This window comes from Planotetraspora sp. GP83, from assembly GCF_041262585.1.
In the GTDB taxonomy this organism is placed as follows: domain Bacteria; phylum Actinomycetota; class Actinomycetes; order Streptosporangiales; family Streptosporangiaceae; genus JAOEGB01.
This window is the reverse complement of record NZ_JBGCBZ010000018.1, coordinates 20,062-42,471: the sequence shown is the minus strand read 5'-3', so window position 1 is coordinate 42,471 and position 22,410 is coordinate 20,062. Positions and strand designations below refer to the sequence as shown.

Below are 22,410 nucleotides of genomic sequence, written 5' to 3'. Positions count from 1 at the left end.
ACTCTGCCGCCGACGATGCCCGCATGACGGGTACTCGAGTCGTCGAGGACAGGCCGACCACCCAGACCTTCCGGATCGCCCACGCTTCACGCGGGGCGAGTGTGGACTCCGCGCGGCTCGCGCTGCCGTGCGTGATCACCCGCGAGTGGGCATGGGGCTCCTCCAATGGCGCCGGGGTACGGGTCTGCCTGATCGACAGCGGCGTGGACACGGCACACCCCGGCCTGGGCGGGCCGGTCACCACGTTCACCGTGACCAGCGAGCCCGACGACGACGGCGTGAGCTACCACCAGATCGTGCCGGACGAGGCCGGAGACCAGGCAGGTCACGGCACCGCCTGCGCGGGGGTGATCCGCGCCATGGCCCCGGGCTGCGAGCTGACCAGCATCCGGGTGCTCGGCAGCGGTCTGCGGGGCAGCGGCGAGGTGCTGCTGAGCGCGCTGGAATGGGCCATCGGTCACGGCTTCCATCTGATCAACCTGAGCCTGTCCACCCGCCGCACCGAGCACAAGGAAGCCCTGCACGACCTGGCCGACCGGGCCTACTTCGCAGGGGTCACCATCGTCGCCTCCGCGCACAACCGGCCGGTGCGCAGCTGGCCCTGGAACTTCTCGAGCGTGATCTCTGTCGGCTCGCACAGCATGGCGGAAGGCGAATACCTCGAGTTCAACCCCGAACCCCCCGTCGAGTTCTTTGCCCGTGGCGTCGCGGTGGAGGTCCCGCAGCCGGGCGGCGGCACATCGCGTCTGTCCGGCAACAGCTTCGCCACCCCGCATGTCACCGGAATGTGCGCCCGCATCCTGGGACACCACCCCGGCCTGCCCACCGGCCAGCTCAAGTACGTGCTGGCCGCGATCGCCGACAACAGGATCTGAGGAGACCGACATGGGCTTGGAGATGCCCGACTCCCTGACCGCCTCGCTGGGCCGGGTGCTGCTGCCCGGCGCGCACACCGAGCTGATGAGGTCGACGGTACGGCTGGGCAGGCTGACCTTCTCAGCCGCCGCGGCCTCCGTCTTCCTCTACGACGAGCAGCGCGATCAACTGGTTTTCGAGGCCTCCTCCGGAGAGGGCGAGGACCGCCTGGTCGGCATGGCCATTCCCGCCGGTCGCGGCATCGCGGGCTGGGTCTTCCAGACCGGTGAGACCATCCTCTGCGACGTCCGTGAGGACCCCCGCTTCGACCGGGACTTCGCCCAGAGCACCGGCTACGTGCCCGACGTGCTGATGGCCGCCCCGCTGGAGTTGGAGGAGCGCGTCATCGGCGTGATGCAGGTGCTGGACCCCGCCATCGACCGCTTCGGCGAACTGGCCGCGATCGACCTGCTCACCGAGCTTGCCAACCAGCTGGCGATCGCCCTCGCGCTGGTGACGGTCGCCCGAAGGCAGGAGGTCACACCTCTGCACCGGCTGGAGCGGGCGCTCAGCCGCGCCGAGGCGCCCAGCACCGCCGTGGACGAGCTGCTCGATGCGCTGGGCAAGTTCGTGCTGACCAGCTCAGGCCGTCACTGAACCGGCTCAGGCCGCAAGCAGAAAGGACACAACCATGTCGTTCGACGCCCTGGCCGCCTTGCAGGAGGCCGGTCACCCCCTGGAGTTCCTCACCGATGGCCAGCGCGCCGTCTTCGCCGGCCTGTCCGAGTCCGAGGTGGAACTGCTGAACTCGATCAAGTCCAGGCTGGAGGAGGCCGACGACTCCGACCTGGAAGGCCACTCGGTCAAGGTGCTCTGATGTGCCCGGGCTGCAGTGCCGAGACCACGCCACAGGACCGCTTCTGCCGCCACTGCGGCGCCCGCCTGAACACCGTCCCCGAGCTGCGCAGCCGCAAGAGCGTGGTGGTGCTCTTCATCGACCTGATCGGCTCGACCACCCTGGCCGAATGGCTGGACCCCGAGCCGTTGCGCGCCCTGATGGACCGGTACTACCGGGTCTGCACCGAGGCGATCGGCGGGCACGGCGGCGTAATCGAGAAGTTCATCGGCGACGCCGTCATGGCGGTCTTCGGGGTGCCGGTGGCGCACGAGGACGACGCCGCGCGTGCGGTGCGGGCGGCCCTGGAGGTCACCGCGGGCGTCCACGAGCTGGGCGGCGGGCTGGACGTGCACTCGGGGATCTTCTCGGGTGAGGTGATCGCCACCGCGCTGCCCACCGGTGACCTGCGGGTGGTGGGGGACGCGGTCAACACGGCTGCCCGGCTGCAGTCGGCCGCCGGTCCCGGGGAGATCCTCATCGGCAAGAGCGTGGCGCAAGCCGTCCGAGATCTCATGGAACTGCGCCCGGTGCCGCCGCTGACGTTGAAGGGCAAAGCCAAGCCGGTGCCCGCGTGGCTGGTCGCCGGGCAGAAAAAAACGGTCGAGCGGGACCGGGTGCCCTTCGTCGGCAGGGCCGACGAGCTGGACGAACTGGGGCGCGCCTTCCGCAGGGTGGTGCGCGACCAGGAGTGCCGCGTCGTCACCGTGCTCGGCGTGCCGGGGCTGGGCAAGACGCGGCTGGTACGCGAGTTCCTGGCCTCGGTGCCGCGGGAAGAGGCCCACGTCCTGGTGGGGCACTGTCAGTCATACGGCAAGGGCATCACCTACCAGCCGATCGCCGAGCTGTTCCAGGGCCTGCCCGCCAGTGCGGAACTGGCCAGGTGCATGGCCGCGAACAGCGGCGTGGAGGAGCTCGCGTGGGTGGTGCGCCGCCAGGTGGAGGAGCTGGCCGCACAGCGCCCGCTGATCGTGGTCTGCGAGGATCTGCACTGGGCCGAGCCCACCCTGCTGGACCTCCTGGAGGGGCTGGCGGCCGACCTGACGGGGCTGCCGGTCCTGCTGATCTGCGTGGCCCGGCCGGAGCTCGTCGAGGCACGGCCGGGCTGGGCCGCCGCCACCGTCATGGAGCTGGGCCCGCTGCCGCCCGATCAGCTTGATCTCTTCCTCGACCAGCTCGACACGGGGGTGCTGGCGCATTCGGCGACCGACGCGCTGGAGCGGGTGGCCGAGGCCAGCGGGGGCAACCCACTGTTCGCCGAGCTCATGATGGACATGCTGGCCGAAGGGGGCGAGGACGCCATCCCGCCCACGGTGCAGGCGCTGCTGACCGCCACGATCGATCGTCTGCTCCCCGGCGAGCGCCGGGTGCTGGCCCGCGCCTCCGCCTTCGGCCGCCGCTTCAGCAGCGAAGGCGTGGCCGCGCTGCACGACGCGCCAGAAGAGGTGCCCGGAGCCATCCTCCAGGTGCGTCGCCGTCGCCTGGTGGAGCGGGCCGGCCCCGACTTCCGCTTCGCCCAGGCGCTCACCCGCGAAGTGGTCTACTCGATGAGCCCCAAGGCCGAGCGCCGAGACTGGCACCTGCGCATCGCCGACCGGCTCGACGACGTGCATGAGGTCGCCTACCACCTCGAAGCCGCCTGCCTGCTGGCCGGAGAGGTCAGCCCCGGCGATCCGGGCAACCTGCCGCTGGCCAGGCGCGCGTCCGGCCACCTGGCCGAGGCGGGCACGCAGGCGCTGGCGCGCAAGGACCTCTCGGCTGCGGTCAACCTGCTCGAACGCGCCCTGGCCCTGATGCCGATGGGAGAGCCGGACCACCGCCTCCTGGTCATCCGCCTGTGCGACGCCTACGTCCTGCTGAGCCGGCGCGAGGACGCGTTCGCCCTACTGGACCGCAGCGCGGCGGCCTTCGCCGACCCGCGCGGGCAGCGCACCCTGGCCATCCAGCGGCAGCTTCTCGCGCTGCGGTACGGCACACCCGGCACGTTCACCGACCTGGAGCCGGACGCCGACGACCACCTCGGCTGGTGCCGGATGCAGCAGGTACACGCGTTGTCCTGGCTGGCCTCTGGCCAGGTCGGCAAGGCCGAGGAGGCCATGCGCGCGGCCGCCGGGCACGCCCGCGCGCTGGGCGACGCCTATGAGGAGAAACGGTTGCTCATCGCCAGGTGCGAGCTGGCCCAGTGGTCACCCGCGCACCTCGACGAGGGGCTGGCCCTCTGCGCCGACCTGGCGGAGCGGTTCGCCGGGGACCGGTCGCTGCTGGTGATGGTCCTGTTCACCAAGGCCCGCCTGCTCGCTCTGCGCGGCGAGATCGACGCCGCGCACGCCCTGCTCGACCTGGCGGACGGGCACGCCGGCGACCTCAACCTGCACCTGGCCAGGATCGCGGTGACCCAGACCAGGGCCTTGGTCACCTCGCTCGCCGGCGACCATGCCACGGCGGCCCGGCTGTACGGCGAAGCCGCCCGAACCCTGGTCGCGATGGGCCTGCCCACGCCCGCCCGCACCTTGAAGGTCTACGCCGCACGTGAGCGCTTCCACGCCGGGACGCCTCTGGCCGAGCTGCTCCCAGAGCTGCCTGCCGAGGATCTGGAACTGCGTGCCGATCTCATCGCCACCTGCCTGCGCGCCCGGGCGGGCAGCCGCCGGCACGCCGAGGCCGCCCTGGCCCTGCTGACCGATACCGACGACCTCTGCCTGCGCGGCGAAGCCCTGGCCGAGATCGCCCACGTTTGGAAGGACCTGGGCCAGGCGTCGGAGGCCGTGGAACTCGCCACGCGGGCGGTGGAGCTCTACGAGGCCCGCGGCGCCACTCTCCAGGCCGCCCAGGTGACCGCCTGGCTGGAGAGCCTGGAACGTTGAACGCAGGGCGCCCCGCCGAGCCGGGCCGGCCGCTGGAGTGGCAACTCGACGATCAGGCCCGGGTGATCGACCTGCGGCCCCCCTCCGGGGGTGAGCGGCCGGGGGCGCCTGCCGTACCGTGTCCGGTCTTTCTGGCGCGGGAGCGTGACCCGGAGGTCGACGCGCTGCGGGCGGGCCTGTGGCGGCTGGGCGTCCCCTCCTTGCGGGCCGGGCTCGGCACGCCTGTCCGGTTGACATCGGACGGCGTCCAGTTCGACGGCGTGATCCCGACCGTGCTGTGGGTCAGGCACCTTTCCCCGCGGTCGGCGCCCGAACATCCGGTGACCGCGGTCAGGCGGTACCGCAGTGACGCGTGGCGGGCCCTGCTGAGCCAGGTGGAGGCCGTCACCGGCGCCCCCGTCCTCGGTACCGGGCCTGGCCTCCTGCGGCAACTGGCCGCCGCCCGAGCTCTCGGTGTCAGGGTGCCGGAGACGGTGATCACCACCCAGCCGGGGACCGATGTCGCGCTGCTGCGCTCGCCGCGGGTGGTGGCCAAGGCTCTGGACAGCCACGCCGTCGAGGCCGCACCCGGCCTGCTGGCCAACGCTTTCGCCCAGGTGGCCGACAGGGACGAGGTGCTGCGCTGGCCCCGCCAGGCGCCCCTGGTGCTGCAGGAGTACGTCCCCCACGAGTGCGAACTGCGCGTCTACCACCTCGGCGGAGAGATCCACGGCTTCCGGGTGGTCAAGAGCGCTCCCGAGGCGCTCTGGCTCGACGAACGGGCCGTGCGCGTCAGGTCCTGCCGCGTGCCCGAGCCGGTCGCGAGCGCGACCCTGCGGCTGGCCGACGTTCTGGGCCTGGGGTACGCCGCCTTCGACTTCCTGCTCAGCCGGGGCGAACCGGTCTTCCTGGAAGCCAACGTCACCGGGGACTGGCGCTGGTTCGAGCGCAAGGCGGCCACGCGGACGATCACACGTGCCGCGGTCAGGATGCTCGCCGGTCTCCACTGCGCGGCGGGAGGCGGCCGGGTCGTCCCGATGTCCTTCCTGACCGCTATGAGCGGACTATGAACCGGCTCTGAAGGCCCCGTTCGACATTACTCATGTCCGCCCTCCACCTCGGAGACAGTAATGCGACTGATCGAATCGGAAGTGCTGCCCGCCGCCCCGCCGGAGCGACCGGCCGAGCGCTGGCTCCAGTACGGCCTCAAGCCGCGCCTGGACGCATGGGCCACCCTGTACGCGGAGCTGGGCTCCCTCGCAAGGCAGGTGCTGGCCGAGGGCGTGGCGAGCGAGTTCTTCTTCATGCACAAGGCGCCGGGCCTCCGCATCCGCTTCCAGGCGTCAGCCGAGTTCCAGGCGTCAGCCGAGCTCGACACCTTGCTGGCCGAGCGGTTGCGCGGCTGGCAGGACGCGGGCCTGATCGAGCAGTGGCGGCACGGCGTCTACGAGCCGGAGAGCTACCTCTTCGGCGGGGACGCCTCGATGCGCAGCGTGCACCGGGTGTTCACCGCGGACTCGCTGGCCTGGTTGGGCTACCACCGCCTGGCCGCGCCCGGGCCGGCCTGGGCGATGTCCATGCTGATGGTCCAGTCGCTGCTGGCGACCCTGAGGGTGGTGGGCTGGGAGGACCTCGACGTCTGGGACCGCCTGCGCCGCCATGGCCGCGCTCTCCCCGACGCCGCGGCGGACCCGCGCATCCAGGCCCTGGCCACTGCCCTGCGCGCGGCCTGGCCGTCCCGGGACAAGCTGGCCGCCAAGCTCTCCGCCGAGGCGGTCCCGCTGGCGGAGGAGTACCACGCGGGTGTGCTCGGGGAGGGCGCGCGCTGGTTCGAGGAGTACTTCGAGAGTGGTCTGGCCGTCGTCGGCCCCCGCGAGGTCGCCGCCTTCATGATCATCTTCCACTGGAACCGGGCGGCGCTGCCCGCCGTACGGCAGGCCCTGATCACCGAGGCCCTCCTGGTGCGCGGCGTATGAGTGCCCTGCTGCGGATGGCGGGCCTGCCCATCAGGACGTGGCTGGCCGGATCGGCCCCCGACCTGTTCGAGCTGGTCCGCGCGCTGGACCACGCCGAGGAGACCTACCGCGAGCGGGCGGCCGCTCTGGCCGAGCGGCTCGGGGAGGAGCTGGTGCCCAGGCCCGAGCTCCGGGTCGCGGACCGTCGTCTGGTGTTGTCCGTACGGCGCAGCCTGCACCAGGGCAGACACGCCGACACCACCCGGCTGCGCACGATCGTCACCGAGGGCCTGCTCCCCGATGTGGACCAGGTGACCCGTCTGTCGGCCAGGCTGCGCGAGTTGGAAGAGCTGACCCGCCTCCGGATCGACGCCGAACACGAGCGGCTGCTGGCGCTGCCGTGGGAGCTGGTCGGCTCCAGCCTGACGCTGGACAGCGAGAGCTTCGACATCGTCGCCGACATCCGGCGCCGGCTGAGCGAAGGCGAGCCGTGGAGCTCCAAACGGTTACGCAAGAGCAGCGACTACCTGTGGCGGATGATCGCCAGGGGCTCGGTCAAGACCACGCCGAGAGCCTGGCTGGGCCAGGTCGCGCTCGTCCCGCTCGCCGAGCCGGATGAGCTGGAGACGCATGCCGTGGCCGAGCTGTCGGTGGACGACCGAGTCGCGACCGAGTGGACGCAGAACGTGCACACCCACCGGGTCGGCCTGGCCCGCGCCGAACAGCTGGACCCGGACCACCGGATCTCACTCCCCCCGCTGCACCGGCTGGAGGATGGCAGGCTCACGGTCTGGACCGTCGACCCGTCTTCCCCCACCCCCCGCGCGGTGATGAGCAACGTCCGTCTGGCGCTGGGGCTCGACGAGGTCGTCCGGCTGCTGGGCTCCCGCACCCGCACGGTGGCGGAGCTGACGCGCGAGCTGCCCGACGTGTCGCCGGCACTCCTCGCCAAGCTCGCCCGCCGAGGTGTGCTGGAGGTGTCGGCTCCCCTGGAGCAGCAGCGTCGCCGCTGGCGGACGATCACCGAGCGGGACACACCCGGCGACACCGGGTTCGTCGACGTCTACCGGCGCACGCGAGGAGCCCTCTCCCCCGACCTGGCCATGCTGCAGCACGCCTTCGAGCAGTGCCGCCGCATCTTCGCGCTGATCAGGGCCGAGCGCTCGCCTGCAGAGCCCGCTTTTACCGGCCGCGTCGGCCCTCAGCCCCGGCCTGTCCTGGACGTTTTCGCCGAAGAAGCCACCGCGCAGTTCGAGAAGGGCGAGCTGGCGCTGCGCCCGCTGGGCAGGTCCGGCTGGCCGGCGGCCCTGCAGCCCGGCTCCGGCTACGCCAGGCTGCTTGACCTGATCGCCTCCAGCGACGGCCCGGTGAGCATCACCGCCGAAACGCTCGACGCGCTAGGCGCCCCGCGGGCTCCGCTCCGCTGGCCGGTGGACTGCCTGCTCCGGCCGATGGCCTCGGGCGGCTGGGTCCTGGACAACTCGGGACCGGCCGGGGTGCTGGACGCGCGCTTCGTCGAGACGCTGCGCTGGCTGCACGGCAGCGTTCCCGCGGCCGACGACTACCGGGCGTTCCTGGCCGAGCTGGACCGGCTCACCGGCATCCCCTCGGTGGAGCTGCTGGTTCCGCCGCTGGCCGAGCGGGCCGCCAACGCGGTACGCCGCCCCCGGTTCACCAAGCTGTGGACGGGCGACCCCCACGCGGGTCACTACGGCTCGTCCTGGGACGAGGGCGCCGACGGCTTCCTGCCACTGGGCGAGCTCAGCGTGCATCGCGCCGACGACGGGCGCATCGTGATCTCCCACGCGGGACGTCCTCTGCGGATTCTCCAGCACGCGACCCGGACCCCGATGGTGCCCTGGACCGTGATGAACGGAATCTTGTGCGCCGACTCCCCGCAGCGCACGTCGCACACACTCCGGCTGGGCCTTTCGCTCAGGGCCCACCCCCAGCGCGCTTTCGTCCCGCGCATCGATGTGGCCGGCTCCCTGGTGATCTCCGTCGCCCAGTGGGCGGTGGACGCCGGCCGGCTCGCCCCCGTGGGCGGCGGAGACCTCGCCGAGCTGCGGGCGCTCAGCAGGCTGCGCGCGGAGCTCGGGCTGCCCCGCTGGGTCTTCGTCTCCGGTCCGTACGGCGAGCAGCCGCTCGCCTGCGACCTGGAGAGCCTGCGCGCGCTCCGGGTGTTCGAGCAGACGCTCAAGACGCTCGTGCGGGGCGACGGGCCGCGGACGCTCACCATCTCGGAGATGCTTCCCGCGCCTGACGAGCTTCCCGTCAGGGCTGCGGCCGAACATGTGGCCGCCGAAATCCTCCTCCGCCTGCCGTACGGGCTGACGCCACAGGAGCTGGCAGCCCGCGCGGCCCGAGAACCAGTCTCCGTGCCCTAACGGAACTGAACCCCCCACGAAAGGAGCACCACCCATGTCCGACAACCCCACCCCCGAGCCCAGCCAGGACGAGGTCGAGTCCCTCATCGACGAGCTGGAGGTCCACTCCATCGCGCCCGGGGGCGGCACCACCGACGGCTGCACCAGCAGCTGCATCTGCACCATCGCCTGCGACGAGACCTTCTGAAGTCCGTATAGAACAGCAGAGCAGAAAGGAAGATCATCATGTCTGAGAACCCCACCCCCGAGCCGAGCCAGGACGAGGTCGAGTCCCTCATCGACGAGCTGGAGGTCCACTCCATCGCGCCCGGGGGCGGCACCACCGACGGCTGCACCAGCAGCTGCGTCTGCACCATCGCCTGCTGACAAGCACGGAGGCGACGGCGGCGCACGCCCCTGTGCGCCGCCGTCGCCACAGGCGGAAGGCCACCCATGACCCGCGTAACCGAACGACCCTCGACCCAGTCCTACGCCGAACGGCTGCTCCGGGATCTCCCGGCGGTCGCCCCCGACGGGGGCGCGGCAATTCTCGCGGCCGCGCTCTCCGGGCCGACCGCCACCCGGGCGCTGGCCTCCTGGCTGCGCGGCCTGCGGCGGCCTCCCCGGCGTTTCGGCCTCTTCGGCGGAGGTACGGCGGAACGCCTGCTGACCCTGCGCATCGCCGCGACCTCCTGGCCCCGGCTCGCCGAGCCCCTGGCCGAACAGCGCGACCTGCTCGTCGCTCAGGCGGCCGCGCTGACCTGGCGCGACGAGCAGGTCGGCTGGCCGGACTACGACCTCATCTCTGGACCCGGAGGAGTGCTGCTCGCCATGGCGGCCGACCCCGGCATCGACGCCGTAGGGCGGGCGCCGCTGGCAGCGCACCTGATGCGGCTGTGCGGCGGGGCGGACCTGTCCCGGTTGCGGGTAGGCCCGCACCAGGCCGACGAGCGCCGCGCCTGGAACATCGGCCGGATCAATCTGGGCCTGGCCCACGGGCTTCCCGGAATCCTGACCGCGCTGCGCGCCGCCGCCGAAGTCGACGGGCTCACCGGCGAGGCGGCCGAGGTGCTGCGCCGCCTCGCCGACCGGATGGTCGCCGAGTGCTACCTCGACGACCGCGGCGTCTTCTCCTGGCCACCCGGCACCGGGGCCCTCCACGGGCAACGGCCGCTGCAGGCCTGGTGCTATGGATGTCCCAGCAACGCCTGGGTGTTGTGGGAGACGGCGCGAGTCCTGGATGACGCCGGCCTCGCCGCGTTCGCGCTGGAGGCGGCGGCCTCCTTCGTGACGGCCTATGACGACGACCTCGACCTGCGCGACCTGGCCATCTGCCACGGCGCGGCCGGACTGCTGCTCATCTTCGACGCCTTCTCGCGCTTCACCCCGTTGCCCGGGGCCGCGGCGCTCGCCACGCACCTGCAAGACCACCTCCTGGACCGGCCGGACGAGATCGCCGCCTTGGCGGCCACCGACTGGTCATTGATGAACGGGGCCAGCGGTGTGCTGGCCGCCCTGCTGACCGTGGAAGGGGGGAACCGGCGCTGGCTTGCCGCGCTGGGCCTGAGATGAGCGACCACGCGGACAACCGCGCCAGTGTGCTCGCGGTGATCCGGGTCCTGCCCCGGGTCTCCGTCGGCCTGACCGTGACCCTGCTGGCTGTACTGCTGCTGCAAGCCCTGCTGAGCGCCGGGTTCATCCTGGCCACCGGCGCCGTCGTGGACGACCTGGCCAACCAGGCGGATTCCGTGGGGTGGCACCTGGCCATCCTCATGGTCAGCTTCGTGGCCCGCCTGGCGATCTTCCCCATCTCCGGCGCCATCGGCAACGGGCTGGCCCGCCGCTTCACCGCGATGCTCACCCAGACCACTCTGGAGGGCGCGCTGCGCCCCGTCGGCATCGGCCACCTCACCGATCCCGCCGTGGCCGACCGCATCCAGCTCGCGCAGGGCCTGAACACGGGACATCCGCCGGGCGCCGCAGTGACCTCGCTCGCCGGCCTGATCTCCAGCCGGCTGAGCGGCCTGGCCGCGGCGATCACGCTGGCCACCGTGGAATGGTGGCTGCCGCTGCCCCTGGCCGCCGTCTGGATCCTCCTGTCCCGGTGGCGGCTGCGGGACGTGCGGCGGGCGGTGGCCGCCGTAGCCGAGGCGGTGCCCGCGCTGAGGCACGCCGGATACGCCAGGGACCTGGCGATCGGCGACGCCGCCGCCAAGGAGATCCGGGTCTTCGGCCTGCAGGACTGGCTGCTCGAGCGCTTCACCCGGGCGTGGCACGAAGGCACGGCCGCGCTGAACAGCTCCGGCAGCGCCCTCATCAAGGTGGTGAGCCTGGTCCTGCTGGCCGCGGCCCACACGGCGGTCTTCCTCCACCTGGCCTTCGCGGCCTCCGGCGGCCGGCTCGGGGTGGAGTCGATCGTCGTCGCGCTGCAGGCCATCTCCGGCATGGCCATGCTGGGCTACCTCGGGGATGTGCAGTGGATTCTGACCAACGCCAGCGCCGCCGTACCGCACGCCCTCGCGGTCGGCGAGCTGGGCGTGGAAGCCGCGCACGAGCGGGCGGCCGCCGTACCGGACACGGCCCTGCCCGCCCGGGGCATCCGCCTCGAAGGGGTGTCCTTCGGCTATCCGGACCGCCCGGTCCTGCAAGGCCTGGACCTGGAGATCCCGGCCGGCTCTTCGCTCGCGATCGTCGGCGTCAACGGCGCCGGGAAGAGCACGATCATCAAACTGCTCTCCCGGCTGTATGAGCCGGACGCCGGACGCGTCACCGTCGACGGCGTGGACCTGCGTGACCTGGACGCCCGCGCCTGGCGGCGCCAGCTCGCCGTCGTCTTCCAGGAGTTCCTGCGCTACGAGCTGCCGCTGCGGGAGAACGTCGGCTTCGGCCGGGTCGACGCGGAGCGCTCGGACGCGGCGCTGGAGCGGGTCGCCCGCATCTCCGGTCTCGACGAGGTCCTTCCCAAACTGCCCTTCGGCTGGGACACCCCGCTCGGCCGCAGGTTCGAGGGCGGCACCGACCTGTCGGGCGGCCAGTGGCAACGCGTGGCGCTGGCCCGCGCGCTCCTGGCCGTCGAGCACGGCGCCCGCGTGCTCATCCTCGACGAGCCCACCGCCAACCTCGATGTGCGCGCGGAGGCCGAGATCTACGAGCACTTCCTGGACATCACCCGAGGACTCACCACGATCCTGGTTTCGCACCGCTTCGCCACGGTACGGCTGGCGGATCGGATCTGCGTCATCGACGGCGGCCGGGTGATCGAGTACGGCTCGCACGAGGAACTCATGGCACTCGACGGCCAGTACGCCCACATGTTCACCCTGCAGAGCGCACCATTCCGGGAGGCGCACCATGTCTGAGAACCCGATGGCGCACAAGAAGCCGGTGGCGGACGAGAAGGTCACCCCCCGCGCCGTGGTGCGCAGCGCCGCCCTGCTGATCAGCACGGCCTTCCGGGCCAACCCCCGGCACGCCCTGCTCGTCCTCGGCCTGGCCCCCGCGGCCGGCGCGATCACGGCGGTGACCGCGATCGGCCTGCAGAAGATGGTGGACTGCGCCATCGCCGGCGACCTGTTCGGCATGACGATCGCGGCCGCCCTGATGGCGGGCGCGCTGGTCGCCTCCTATTTCACCGCGACCCTCGTGGCCGAGGTGCGCAACCGGCTGCAACAGCGCGTCGGGCTCGTGCTCGACCAGCGCATCATGACCCTGTGCAGCACCCTGCCGCATCTGGACCACCACGAGAACCCCGCCTACCAGGACCGGCTCGACCTGCTGCGCAGCCAGCGCGCCGGGCTGGGCGCCGCCTTCGGCGTGCTGGTGGAGAACCTGCGCACGCTCATCACCTTCGGCTTCACGGTCGCGCTGCTGGCCAGCGTCCGCCCCGAACTGCTCCTCCTGGTCCTGCTGGCCTTCCCGACCGTGCTCGCCGTACGGCGGGGCGAACGCGCCACCGCCCGCGCCGAAGAGGAGTCGACGTCCGCCGCCCGGCTCAGGCGTAGCCTGTTCGCACTGGTCTGCTCGCCGAACGCGGCCAAGGAGGTGCGCGTCTGCGGCCTGCAGCGGGAACTGGCCGAGCGCCACCGCGACCTGCAGGAGCAGGTGGACGGGCCCAAGCGGCGGGCCGAGGCGCGCACCGCCCTGTGGACCTGCGCCGGCTGGACGGTCTTCGGCCTGGGCTTCGCGGGCGCGCTCTACCTGGTCGTGGCTGCCGTGCTGCGGGGCCAGGCGACCGCGGGCGACGTCGTCCTCACCCTCTCCCTCGGCGGGCAGCTGACCGGGAACGTCTCCAACATGATCAACATGCTTTCGTTCCTGCAGAAGTCCGTCCGCTCGGTCGGGTACTACCTGTGGCTGGACGACCACGCCAAGACCGCGGCCAAGGCCTCCGCGGGCTCGGCCGTTCCCCCCGCTCAGGGCGAGGACCTGGTGCTTGAGCACCTCAGCTTCGGCTACCCGGGGGTCTCTCGGCCGATCCTGAACGACCTGTCGCTGCGCCTGCCCGCCGGAAGCACCGTGGCCATCGTGGGCGAGAACGGCGCGGGCAAGACCACGCTGGTCAAGCTGCTCTGCCAGATGTACCAGCCCACCGGGGGCCACATCACCTACGGCGGCAGGGACATCACCGACTACGACCTCCAGGCCTGGCGCAGCCGTACCACTGCCTGCTTCCAGGACTATCTGCGGCCGGAGTTCCTGCTGCACGAGTCGGTCGGCCTGGGCGACCTGCCCCGGATCGGCGACCTGGAGGCGGTCGGGGAGTCCCTGGACCGGGCCGGCGCGGCGGTCATCCCCGACCTGCTGCCCAAGGGCCTGCGCACCCAGCTCGGCGCCACGTTCCCCGGCGGCACCGACCTGTCCGGTGGCCAGTGGCAGAAGCTGGCCATGGCCCGGGCGGGCATGCGGGCGGCCCCGCTGCTGCGGGTGCTGGACGAACCGGCGGCCAACCTGGACCCGGCGGCCGAGTACGAGATCTTCAAGCGCTTCCAGGAGACGGCGGCGCAGTCGGGCGAGGGCACGATCACCGTCTTCGTCTCCCACCGGTTCGCCACCGTACGCAGCGCCGACCTCATCGTCGTTCTCGACGACGCCCAGATCCGTGAGGTGGGCAGCCATGACGAACTGATGGCCGCGGAAGACCTGTACGCCACCCTCTACAAGCTGCACGCCAAGGGCTACCAGGAGTCAGCTCTGGCCTCGCCCGCGTGACACGTCGTCGCCTGCAGGCAACGGTGGAGGCGCCCGGTGATGTCGCGGGACAGGCTGGGCGTGCCGATCAGTGAGAGCGGCCGCCAGCCCGGCCGGGTCGATGCGCAGGCGGTGGAACCGGGGCGGGCGGGTACCGGATCGGAGAGGCGTGGTGTGATCTTCCGCGAAGCGGCCTCGCTGCGGCGCCTGCATCGCCGCACCCTGCGGACGCGCCTCGCTGCGCTCTACACCGTGCCCTTCGTCGTCTCAGCCGTCGTGGGGGCGGTGACACCCGGGCCGGTGCCCGGCGATCAGCCCGGTCACACTGAAGTTCGGCATGTCGCAGAGACCCCAACCGTTTCAGAAACTGAGGGCTTGAGAGGGTGCCGCTACGAGGGGCTCGGTGACGGTCCGGGACAGGCGGTGACGGCTCATCCGGGGGTCAGATCGGGGTCAGACGATAAAAAGGCCGGACTCCCGTACATGGGATCCGGCCTCTGAACTGCGGAAACGTGGTGGGCGATACTGGGATCGAACCAGTGACCTCTTCGGTGTGAACGAAGCGCTCTCCCGCTGAGCTAATCGCCCGGGATGGTCCGCACCTCGCGGTGCCGACGGGGAAAACCATACCGCAACCTAGGGGCTGCTGGCGAAAGCAAGGGCGACGAGGCTCGATCGTCCGGCCTTCGCCAACAGCGTCGAAAGGTTCCCCGGAGAAAGCCCGGCGTGACGGTGTGGTGTCATAGCATCGTGATGCCCCATGCTCAACCGATACGCACTACCTAAGATCGTTTGCCCGCAATAGCAGGACCGGGAAGGCTCCAACGACGCGCCAAGTCAGAGTAATCATGCGGCTCTTGACGATGTTTGAGCAGGTAGATGACCGAATGTCAAGCTGTGATCTGCGTTACAGAAGGGCCTGGAGGCGGAATCTTTCCTACGGGTCTCTTCGTTCGCCTCATAGCGCGATCTCGTAGCGCGAGCAGCGGGCGAAGTCCGTCAAAGCAGTGAAAGCCCCTGTTAGGGGACCCGACGACGAAAAGGTTTGGCTGACGATGAACAGCACCACCGTCTCTGCCGAGCTGGGCCTTCGGCTTGTGGTCCCCGACCGTACTACCGTCCCCCTCCTCGCCGGTCTGAGCTATACGGCCGAAGATCCGTACGCCATCCGGATGGCCTTCCACGTGGGGAACGACGAACCGGTCGAGTGGATCTTCGCCCGCGAGCTGCTGACCGTCGGCATCGTGAGGCGCGTCGGCGACGGGGACGTCCAGGTCTGGCCGGCCCGCTCCGACGGCGAGCGCACGCTCAACATCAGCCTCACCTCGCCCTTCGGCCAGGCGCTGTTCGAGGTCCCACTGGCTCCGCTGACCGAGTTCCTGCACCGAACCTACGAGCTCGTCCCCGCCGGTCGCGAGACCGACTTCATGGACCTCGACGAAGAGCTCACCAACATGCTCTGGAGCTCATAAGGCCGGCTCGTAAGGCCGGCTCGGCACGATCGCTATGACCGGCCGTCCAGGATCTCCCGCATGCGGGTGATCTCGATCTGCTGGCCGGACACCACGTCCTGGGCCATCTTCCGCATGGCCCGGTCCGTGCCGTCGCGCAGTTCCTCCCCCGCCATGCGGACCGCGCCCTGGTGGTGCCTGATCATCAACTCCAGGAACAGGCTGTCGAACGCGGCGCCCCTGGCCGCCCGCAGGCGGTTCAGCTCCTCCAGCGTCGCCATGCCGTACCCCGGCTTGTGATCATGGGCGGAGGGCGCCTCGCGGCCGAGCGACTCCAGCCACGACGTCATCACGGTGATCTCGGGGCCCTGACCCGTCGTGATCCGGTCGGCGATGGCGGTCACCAGCGGCTCCGAGCTCCTCGCCCCGGCCAGGCCGGCCATCTCCAGCGCCTGCCTGTGGTGGGGGATCATCGCCTCCGCGAAGCGGACGTCCGCACCGGTCGACCTCGCCTCCGAGTCGCCCAGCCGCTGCCCGGGCTTCGCCGTACGGCCGGGCTCTCCTGGGGCTCCGGGGACGAGGACGGGGGCCTGGGAACCGGCGACGAGCGGGGTGGGCGGGTCGGCGGCCGAGCATCCGGCGAGTGCCGCGCCCGTCACGAGCTCAACCGATACGAGTCCAACCGTTACGAAAGCCGCCCACGCTGATCGCCCGCCCGACATAGTTTCCATACTGGGCTACTTTCCACCCGGCGGGGGAGCCCAGGGAACCCGGGCCGGATGGGGGGACAAGTGAAACGACCGATTCTCACGGCCGTCCTGGCCGCTGTCCTTTGTGCGGCCGCCGCCTGCGGCTCCCCTCCCCGGGAGAATCACGAAACATTAGGAAACCCCACGTCACGCGCCACCGGCATCCCCGGGCCGGACGAGATCCGGCACAGCGACAACATGAAAGTGATCGCGAACGTCCCGCTCGACGCGCCGTTCAACGGGCCGGAGGCGTGGGGCACCGACCTGGCCTTCCAGGGCGGCTACGCCTTCGTCGGCAACTACGAGGGCTTCACCGTGGCCGACATCAGTGATCCGGCGCACCCGAAGGCGGTCGCCCGGGTAGAGTGTCCCGGCGGGCAGAACGACATCTCGGTCTCCGGCGACCTGCTCTTCCTCTCCATCGACGAGCCGCGCACGGACAACACCTGCGCCAGCTCCCCCGGCGACCCCATGAGCGCAACCGAGTGGGAGGGCATCAGGATCTTCGACATCTCGGAGAAGTCGGACCCGCACTACCTCGCGGCGGTGAAGACCGAGTGCGGCTCGCACACGCACGCCGTCGTTCCCGGCACGACCTCGGACACGCTCTACCTCTACGTCTCCTCCCCCGGGCCGACGCCGGGATCGAAGAGCTGCCCGCCGCCGCACGAGAACATCTCGATCGTCGAGGTGCCGGTCGACAGCCCGGCCCGCGCCAAGGTGATCGCGAAGCCCGAGCTGTTCAAGGACCGGAAGCTCGACCAGAGCGACGCGTACGCGGCGGCCGGATGCCACGACATCACCGTCTACCCGGAGAAGAAGCTGGCGGCGGGGGCGTGCTTCGGCGACGGCGTCCTGATGGACATCTCCGATCCGGTGAAGCCGAAAGTGCTCCAGATGGTGACCGACAAGGAGAATTTCTCCATCTGGCACTCGGCGACGTTCAACGACGCCGGGACCAAGGTGGTCTTCAGCGACGAGCTCGGCGGCGGGATCGCCCCGACCTGCGACGGCTCCGGGAGCCCCACCAAGGGCGCGGACGCCGTCTACGAGATCACGGCCGACCGCGAGCTCGTACGGCACGGCTTCTTCAAGATCCCACGGGTGCAGAGCTCGAAGGAGAACTGCGTGGCGCACAACGGGTCGCTCGTGCCGGTCCCAGGCCGGGACATCATGGTCCAGGCCTGGTACATGGGCGGCGTCTCGGTGTGGGACTTCACCGACTCCGACCATCCGAAGGAGATCGCCTACTTCGAGCGCGGGCCGCTGAAGCCGGGTCTGCAGCTCGGCGGGTCCTGGTCGGCGTACTACTACAACGGCTACATCTACTCGAGCGACATCACCAAGGGCCTCGACGTCCTCCGCGTCGACGACCCGCTCACCGACCCCGCCAAGTCGGTCCGCATGAAGGAGCTCAACGTCCAGAGCCAGCACTCGTACGGCGGAGCCTGAACGGCGGCCCCGTCACGGGTCGAGGTCGGCCGCCGACCGCTCGGCGAAGGCCTTCATGGCCGCCAGCGTGACCGGTCCGGGCGCCTGCGGCAGGGCCTTGCCGTCCACCAGGCGGATCGGCTGGACGTCACGGGTCGTGGAGGTGAGGAACGCCTCCTCGGCCTCGTACAGCGCCGAGATCGGGACGTCGGCCTCCTCGCCGCCGCACCACTCCAGCGTGAGCGCGCGGGTGACCCCGGCGAGGCAGCCGGAGGCGAGGGTCGGCGTCACGAGGCGGCCGCCGGTGACGATGAAGATGTTGCTGCCGGTGCCCTCGCACAGGTTGCCGGCCAGGTTCTCGAAGATCGCCTCGCCGCCGCCGCGCTCCTTGGCGTACGCGAGAGCCTTGGCGTTGTCGCCGTAGGACGTGCTCTTGACTCCCGCCAGCGCGCCGCGCTCGTTGCGCGGCCACGGCACGACGGTGACGTCCCCGGTGGCGGGGAACGGCTTCTGCTCGGCCACGATGATGAACGCGGTCGTGCCCTCGGAGCCGCGGTCCGAGCCCAGGGGCCCGGGCCCGCTGGTGTAGGTGACCCTGATCCTGCCCAGGGGCCACTTCGGCGCGGCGGCCAGGGTCTTGCGCACGCCGTCGGCGATCGAGGCCAGGTCGGGCTCGGGGAGGTCCACCCGCTTGGCCGAGAGCGCGAGGCGATCGAGGTGCCGGGTGAGGGCGAAGGACTCCCCCTCCACGACCTTGATCGTCTCGAAGACGCCGTCGCCGACCATCAGCCCGTGGTCGAACACCGAGACCACGGCCTTGCCGGGCTCGATGAGGTCACCGTTCACCCAGATGGGTACAGCCATCTCTCCAACTCCATCTCTATGCTTCCGACCCTGTGCTTTCCGGCCCTGTGCTTTCCGGCCCGTTCCCTGACGCCAATCCGATGAGCCGGGCGGCCTTCAGCTCGGTCTCGAGCCACTCCAGCCGAGGGTCGGAGCCCCACGTGATGCCCGCTCCCGTGCCGAACCGGATCGTGTCGTGCTCGATCCAGAAGGTACGGATGCCGACGGCCAGCGCCGCTTCGCGGCGGTCGGCGTCGACCCAGCCCACCGCCCCACAGTATGGCCCCCGGGGCTCCGGTTCGAGCTCGTTGATGACGCGGACCGCCGAGGATTTCGGGGCCCCTGTCACCGAGCCTGGGGGGAACGTGGCGGCGAACAGCTCCGGCCAGCCGACGCCCTCGGCGAGCCTCGCGCGCACCGTCGACACCAGATGCACCAGCCCGGGATGCTCCTCGATCTCGAACAGTGAGGGCACCGACACCGAGCCTACCCTGGCCACCCGGCCGAGGTCGTTGCGGACGAGATCCACGATCATCAAATTCTCGGGGTAGTCCTTCTCCAGGAGATCGGCCGCGGTGACTCCGGTGCCCTTGATCGGTCTGGACTCGATGACGTCCCCGCGGCGCGACAAGAACAGCTCCGGCGAGGCCGACACCACGGCCAGCGCCGGGATGTCGATCACCGCCGCGTAGGGGGCCGGATTTCCCTTTGCCAGCCGTACGGCGAGCGCGAGGGGGTCCGCCGGCCTGCCGGGAAGGGCGGACAGGACCCGGCACAGGTTGGCCTGGTAGACCTCCCCCTGCTCGATGTAGTCCCTGATCCGCTGGACGCCCAGCTCGTAGCGGGCCTGGTCGAGCGAGCTCCGCCACGCGCCGGGGGCCGGTCCCCGCCAGGGGCCGGCCGGCCGTGGAAGCGGCGCCCGCCGTACGTCGCCGAAGCGGGCGCAGGTGACCTTGCCCTCGTACGACACGACGACGGCCCACCATCCGGAGCCGTCGAGCGCGGCCAGATCGGTGGTCACCTCCCGCAGCCCGGTGGCCAGATATCCCCCGATATGGGCAAAAGCGTCCCGCACGGGTCCATTCTTTCCGGCCGCTCCCCGCGACGGGCCGTCCCCCCTCTGGAGAAGCCGGAGCAGCGCGCGGGCGGCCGGGAGGCCGCACATCAGGACGTTCGTGACCGACATTGGACGGCTGGCCGAGCATGGGAAGGTGCGGAGCCGGGACCTCACCGGTGAGCCCCCCGGTCCGCCCTCGGTCCGTCGCCGGCCGTTCCGGCGCTCCGGAGAGCTAGTCTGTCGTTACCGATGGCTACGGAACGGGGGGCTGACCATGGAACTCGTGCCGGGCAACTCGCTGATCACCGCGAGCCCCGAGGACGGCCGGGCCCTGGCCGTCCTGATGGCCCGCAACACGATCCACGCGATCGGGCCGGACGTGGAGGTGCTCAGAAACGCGATGGACTCCGAGACGCTGACCACCGCGGCCCATGTCGTCTCGATCGAGTTCGCCACCATCGCCGCGGCGAACAACTACTGGCGCTGAGCCCCCTACGCTGAGCCCCCTACTGCAGGGGACCCGTCGCGGTCTCCGCGGCAGCGATCACCGAGCCGTCGCCGACGAGCTGGACCACCGTCTCGATCTCGGGGGCGAGGAACCGGTCCGGCCCCGGACCTTCGACCGACTCGCGGAGCAGCCGGACCACCGCGCCGGTCCCCGTCCCCGGCTCGTACGGCTTGCGCAGGTCGAGGGCGCGGGCGGCGGTGAGGACCTCGATGGCGAGCACCCGGGTGAGGCCGTCGATCGCGCGGCGCAGCTTGCGCCCGGCGGACCAGCCCATGGAGACGTGGTCCTCCTGCATGGCCGAGCTGGGGATCGAGTCGACGCTGGCGGGGACGGCGAGCCGCTTCAGCTCGGAGACGATGGCGGCCTGGGTGTACTGCGCGATCATGTGGCCGGAGTCCACACCGGGATCGTCGGCGAGGAAGGCCGGCAGCCCGTGGCTGCGCGACACGTCCAGCATGCGGTCGGTCCGCCGTTCCGCGATCGACGCGACGTCGGCGACCGCGATGGCGAGGAAGTCGAGGACGTACGCCACGGGGGCGCCGTGGAAGTTGCCGTTCGACTCGACGCGGCCGTCGGCGAGGACCACGGGGTTGTCGATCGCGCTGGCCAGCTCGCGGGCGGCGACCGTCGCGGCGTGGGCGACGGTGTCCCTGGCCGCTCCGGCGACCTGGGGCGCGCAGCGCAGGGAGTAGGCGTCCTGGACGCGGGTGCAGGAGCCGTCCCGGTGGGAGGCCATGATCCCCGAGCCGCTGAGGACTCCCCGCATGTTGGCCGCCGCGGCCGCCTGGCCGGGGTGCGGCCGCAGCGCCTGGAGGTCGGCGGCGAAGACGTAGTCGGTGCCGAGCAGGGCCTCGACGCTCATGGCCGCGCTGATGTCGGCGGTCTTGAGCAGCCGGGTGAGGTCGTGGATGGCCAGCACGAGCATGCCGAGCATGCCGTCGGTGCCGTTGACGAGGGCGAGCCCCTCCTTCGCGGCCAGCTCGACGGGCTCGATGCCGCTCTGCTTGAGCGCCTCCGCCGCCGGCTTGAGCCTGCCTTCGGCGTCGCGGACGATCCCCTCCCCCATGATCGTCAGAGCGACGTGGGACAGCGGGGCGAGATCGCCCGAGCAGCCGAGGCTGCCGTACTCGTGGACGACGGGCGTGACGCCCGCGTTGAGCAGCGATTCCAGGACCCTGGCCGTCGTGGGCCGGACGCCGGTGTGGCCGGTGGCGAGCGTGTGCAGGCGCAGCAGCATCATGGCCCGGGTGACCTCGGTCTCCACCTCGGGGCCGGATCCGGCGGCGTGGGAGCGGATGAGGCTCCGCTGGAGCCGCGCCCGCAGCGCCGGGTCGATGTGCCGGGTGGCCAGGGCGCCGAAGCCGGTCGAGACGCCGTAGGCGGGCGTGTCGCCCTCGGCAAGCTCCTCGATCCTGCCCCGGGAGGCGGCCATCTCGGCGATCGCATCGTCCGTCAGCCGTACCGCCGCTCCGTGCCTCGCGACCCGGATCACGTCGTCAAAGGTCAGCGGCTCAGGCCCGACCGCTACGACCCCGCTGTCGTGCATCGTCCCACTCTTTCCTGGAAAGGTAACCAGCGTATCGCATGTTAGCTCCTTACAGCCGGTGGAGGTCACCACGCGGCCGGGGCCGATTTGGGGAGTCGGCGCGGATTCGATAAAGTGCTCTGCGTGAGTCCGGCTGGCGGACAGCTGACGGACATCGCGCGGAAGTGGCTCAGTGGTAGAGCATCACCTTGCCAAGGTGAGGGTCGCGGGTTCGAATCCCGTCTTCCGCTCGGAGCTTCACCTGGTGGAGTGGCCGAGAGGCGAGGCAGCGGCCTGCAAAGCCGCGTACACGGGTTCAAATCCCGTCTCCACCTCTGGTAGTTCGAGGGGCGATTAGCTCAGCGGGAGAGCGCTTCCCTGACACGGAAGAGGTCACTGGTTCAATCCCAGTATCGCCCACCATTCGCAGGAACCCCAGACCGGCCCGGTCTGGGGTTCTCGCGTTATACGCCCCCCCATCACGCCGTGATCACGCGCCCCCCAACCACGCCGTGATCATGCACAGATTCCCTCGCATGCCGTACGACCTGCGCGAACGTACGGCGTGATCATGCCATGCCCAGATCACGAGGAACAAAGCCCGAGGCGGGGAGCCGTCCACGGGAACCCGTGCATGATCACGAACGGTGAAGCGCGAGGTAGGAGACGTCGCAGGGAACCTGTGCATGATCACGGGGAAAGGGGGCGGGATTTGGGCCCCCTTTCCTACTTGACCTGATATATC

Annotated in this window: 19 protein-coding genes and 4 tRNA genes; 18 read left to right on the top strand and 5 right to left on the bottom strand. The window is 70.9% G+C overall.

Annotated elements, in window-relative coordinates; all coding sequences use genetic code 11:
• Positions 1-23: 23 nt before the first annotated feature.
• The 12 genes from ABH927_RS23790 (at position 24) to ABH927_RS23735 (ending at position 14,122) form a co-directional block, all read left to right on the top strand.
• Entirely contained in the window at positions 24-875 is an 852-nt protein-coding gene (locus ABH927_RS23790; protein ID WP_370024610.1) for a S8 family serine peptidase, read from the top strand.
• Positions 876-885: 10 nt separating this feature from the next.
• The gene (locus ABH927_RS23785) at positions 886-1,512 is read left to right on the top strand and encodes a GAF domain-containing protein (protein WP_370024609.1); all 627 of its coding nucleotides are present in this window, start codon (positions 886-888) and stop codon (positions 1,510-1,512) included.
• Positions 1,513-1,546: 34 nt separating this feature from the next.
• Complete coding sequence (locus tag ABH927_RS23780) at positions 1,547-1,732, top strand: aroma-sacti cluster domain-containing protein (protein ID WP_370024608.1); 186 nt, start codon at positions 1,547-1,549, stop codon at positions 1,730-1,732.
• Positions 1,732-4,614 (top strand): AAA family ATPase, encoded by a 2,883-nt coding sequence (locus tag ABH927_RS23775; protein WP_370024607.1) that lies wholly within the window; start codon positions 1,732-1,734, stop codon positions 4,612-4,614. Before ABH927_RS23780 ends, ABH927_RS23775 begins: the two co-directional genes overlap by 1 nt.
• Positions 4,611-5,663: a RimK family alpha-L-glutamate ligase gene (locus ABH927_RS23770; RefSeq protein WP_370024605.1), complete on the top strand. Its 1,053-nt coding sequence runs from the start codon at positions 4,611-4,613 to the stop codon at positions 5,661-5,663. The genes ABH927_RS23775 and ABH927_RS23770 overlap by 4 nt, the downstream gene beginning before the upstream one ends.
• A 60-nt stretch (positions 5,664-5,723) precedes the next feature.
• A complete protein-coding gene (locus ABH927_RS23765) occupies positions 5,724-6,569 on the top strand; it encodes a thiopeptide-type bacteriocin biosynthesis protein (RefSeq protein WP_370024603.1) in 846 nt (281 codons plus the stop codon).
• Positions 6,566-8,935 (top strand): lantibiotic dehydratase, encoded by a 2,370-nt coding sequence (locus ABH927_RS23760; RefSeq protein WP_370024601.1) that lies wholly within the window; start codon positions 6,566-6,568, stop codon positions 8,933-8,935. The genes ABH927_RS23765 and ABH927_RS23760 overlap by 4 nt, the downstream gene beginning before the upstream one ends.
• 34 nt (positions 8,936-8,969) lie before the next feature.
• Positions 8,970-9,122, top strand: coding sequence for a hypothetical protein (locus tag ABH927_RS23755; RefSeq protein WP_370024600.1), 153 nt, complete (start codon positions 8,970-8,972; stop codon positions 9,120-9,122).
• 38 nt (positions 9,123-9,160) lie between these two features.
• The gene (locus ABH927_RS23750; RefSeq protein WP_370024598.1) at positions 9,161-9,301 is read left to right on the top strand and encodes a hypothetical protein; all 141 of its coding nucleotides are present in this window, start codon (positions 9,161-9,163) and stop codon (positions 9,299-9,301) included.
• Positions 9,302-9,367: 66 nt separating this feature from the next.
• Positions 9,368-10,486: a lanthionine synthetase LanC family protein gene (locus tag ABH927_RS23745; protein WP_370024597.1), complete on the top strand. Its 1,119-nt coding sequence runs from the start codon at positions 9,368-9,370 to the stop codon at positions 10,484-10,486.
• The gene (locus tag ABH927_RS23740; protein WP_370024596.1) at positions 10,483-12,273 is read left to right on the top strand and encodes an ABC transporter ATP-binding protein; all 1,791 of its coding nucleotides are present in this window, start codon (positions 10,483-10,485) and stop codon (positions 12,271-12,273) included. Before ABH927_RS23745 ends, ABH927_RS23740 begins: the two co-directional genes overlap by 4 nt.
• Positions 12,266-14,122, top strand: a complete 1,857-nt coding sequence (locus ABH927_RS23735; RefSeq protein ID WP_370024594.1) for an ABC transporter ATP-binding protein — start codon at positions 12,266-12,268, stop codon at positions 14,120-14,122. The genes ABH927_RS23740 and ABH927_RS23735 overlap by 8 nt, the downstream gene beginning before the upstream one ends.
• A gap of 492 nt (positions 14,123-14,614) precedes the next feature.
• On the opposite strand, the gene ABH927_RS23730 is transcribed toward ABH927_RS23735, so the two are convergent.
• Positions 14,615-14,689: transfer RNA gene (locus ABH927_RS23730), tRNA-Val, on the bottom strand.
• A gap of 467 nt (positions 14,690-15,156) precedes the next feature.
• On the opposite strand from ABH927_RS23730, the gene ABH927_RS23725 reads away from it, so the two are divergent.
• Positions 15,157-15,573 (top strand): SsgA family sporulation/cell division regulator, encoded by a 417-nt coding sequence (locus ABH927_RS23725; RefSeq protein WP_036329836.1) that lies wholly within the window; start codon positions 15,157-15,159, stop codon positions 15,571-15,573.
• A 32-nt stretch (positions 15,574-15,605) separates the two neighbouring features.
• On the opposite strand, the gene ABH927_RS23720 is transcribed toward ABH927_RS23725, so the two are convergent.
• Positions 15,606-16,211 (bottom strand): DUF305 domain-containing protein, encoded by a 606-nt coding sequence (locus ABH927_RS23720; RefSeq protein ID WP_370024591.1) that lies wholly within the window; start codon positions 16,209-16,211, stop codon positions 15,606-15,608.
• 288 nt (positions 16,212-16,499) lie between these two features.
• On the opposite strand from ABH927_RS23720, the gene ABH927_RS23715 reads away from it, so the two are divergent.
• Positions 16,500-17,753, top strand: coding sequence for an LVIVD repeat-containing protein (locus ABH927_RS23715; RefSeq protein ID WP_370024589.1), 1,254 nt, complete (start codon positions 16,500-16,502; stop codon positions 17,751-17,753).
• Positions 17,754-17,765: 12 nt separating this feature from the next.
• Here the strand turns inward: ABH927_RS23715 and ABH927_RS23710 are convergent, their stop codons facing one another.
• Both ABH927_RS23710 and ABH927_RS23705 read right to left on the bottom strand, forming a co-directional pair.
• Positions 17,766-18,596, bottom strand: a complete 831-nt coding sequence (locus tag ABH927_RS23710) for an aminotransferase class IV (protein ID WP_370024587.1) — start codon at positions 18,594-18,596, stop codon at positions 17,766-17,768.
• Positions 18,597-18,612: 16 nt separating this feature from the next.
• Positions 18,613-19,650 (bottom strand): chorismate-binding protein, encoded by a 1,038-nt coding sequence (locus tag ABH927_RS23705; RefSeq protein ID WP_370024586.1) that lies wholly within the window; start codon positions 19,648-19,650, stop codon positions 18,613-18,615.
• Positions 19,651-19,906: 256 nt separating this feature from the next.
• Between ABH927_RS23705 and ABH927_RS23700 the strand changes: the two genes are divergently transcribed.
• The gene (locus tag ABH927_RS23700; RefSeq protein ID WP_370024585.1) at positions 19,907-20,119 is read left to right on the top strand and encodes a hexameric tyrosine-coordinated heme protein; all 213 of its coding nucleotides are present in this window, start codon (positions 19,907-19,909) and stop codon (positions 20,117-20,119) included.
• Between the two features lie 19 nt (positions 20,120-20,138).
• Here ABH927_RS23700 and hutH read toward each other — a convergent pair whose 3' ends face one another.
• Positions 20,139-21,686, bottom strand: a complete 1,548-nt coding sequence (gene hutH, locus ABH927_RS23695; protein ID WP_370024583.1) for a histidine ammonia-lyase — start codon at positions 21,684-21,686, stop codon at positions 20,139-20,141.
• Positions 21,687-21,844: 158 nt separating this feature from the next.
• On the opposite strand from hutH, the gene ABH927_RS23690 reads away from it, so the two are divergent.
• From ABH927_RS23690 to ABH927_RS23680, 3 genes are all read left to right on the top strand, one after another.
• Positions 21,845-21,916 (top strand) — tRNA-Gly (locus ABH927_RS23690).
• 13 nt (positions 21,917-21,929) lie between these two features.
• Positions 21,930-22,000: transfer RNA gene (locus tag ABH927_RS23685), tRNA-Cys, on the top strand.
• Between the two features lie 13 nt (positions 22,001-22,013).
• Positions 22,014-22,088: transfer RNA gene (locus tag ABH927_RS23680), tRNA-Val, on the top strand.
• Positions 22,089-22,410 lie beyond the last annotated feature (322 nt).

Excerpts from the sequence above, each read along its gene's own strand:
- ABH927_RS23790 (WP_370024610.1), top strand. The coding sequence starts at position 24 with ATGACGGGTACTCGAGTCGTCGAGGACAGGCCGACCACCCAGACCTTC.
- ABH927_RS23785 (WP_370024609.1), top strand. The coding sequence starts at position 886 with ATGGGCTTGGAGATGCCCGACTCCCTGACCGCCTCGCTGGGCCGGGTG.
- ABH927_RS23780 (WP_370024608.1), top strand. The coding sequence starts at position 1,547 with ATGTCGTTCGACGCCCTGGCCGCCTTGCAGGAGGCCGGTCACCCCCTG.
- ABH927_RS23775 (WP_370024607.1), top strand. The coding sequence starts at position 1,732 with ATGTGCCCGGGCTGCAGTGCCGAGACCACGCCACAGGACCGCTTCTGC.
- ABH927_RS23765 (WP_370024603.1), top strand. The coding sequence starts at position 5,724 with ATGCGACTGATCGAATCGGAAGTGCTGCCCGCCGCCCCGCCGGAGCGA.
- ABH927_RS23760 (WP_370024601.1), top strand. The coding sequence starts at position 6,566 with ATGAGTGCCCTGCTGCGGATGGCGGGCCTGCCCATCAGGACGTGGCTG.
- ABH927_RS23755 (WP_370024600.1), top strand. The coding sequence starts at position 8,970 with ATGTCCGACAACCCCACCCCCGAGCCCAGCCAGGACGAGGTCGAGTCC.
- ABH927_RS23750 (WP_370024598.1), top strand. The coding sequence starts at position 9,161 with ATGTCTGAGAACCCCACCCCCGAGCCGAGCCAGGACGAGGTCGAGTCC.
- ABH927_RS23745 (WP_370024597.1), top strand. The coding sequence starts at position 9,368 with ATGACCCGCGTAACCGAACGACCCTCGACCCAGTCCTACGCCGAACGG.
- ABH927_RS23740 (WP_370024596.1), top strand. The coding sequence starts at position 10,483 with ATGAGCGACCACGCGGACAACCGCGCCAGTGTGCTCGCGGTGATCCGG.
- ABH927_RS23735 (WP_370024594.1), top strand. The coding sequence starts at position 12,266 with ATGTCTGAGAACCCGATGGCGCACAAGAAGCCGGTGGCGGACGAGAAG.
- ABH927_RS23725 (WP_036329836.1), top strand. The coding sequence starts at position 15,157 with ATGAACAGCACCACCGTCTCTGCCGAGCTGGGCCTTCGGCTTGTGGTC.
- ABH927_RS23715 (WP_370024589.1), top strand. The coding sequence starts at position 16,500 with ATGAAAGTGATCGCGAACGTCCCGCTCGACGCGCCGTTCAACGGGCCG.
- ABH927_RS23710 (WP_370024587.1), bottom strand. The coding sequence starts at position 18,596 with ATGGCTGTACCCATCTGGGTGAACGGTGACCTCATCGAGCCCGGCAAG.
- ABH927_RS23700 (WP_370024585.1), top strand. The coding sequence starts at position 19,907 with ATGGAACTCGTGCCGGGCAACTCGCTGATCACCGCGAGCCCCGAGGAC.
- hutH (WP_370024583.1), bottom strand. The coding sequence starts at position 21,686 with ATGCACGACAGCGGGGTCGTAGCGGTCGGGCCTGAGCCGCTGACCTTT.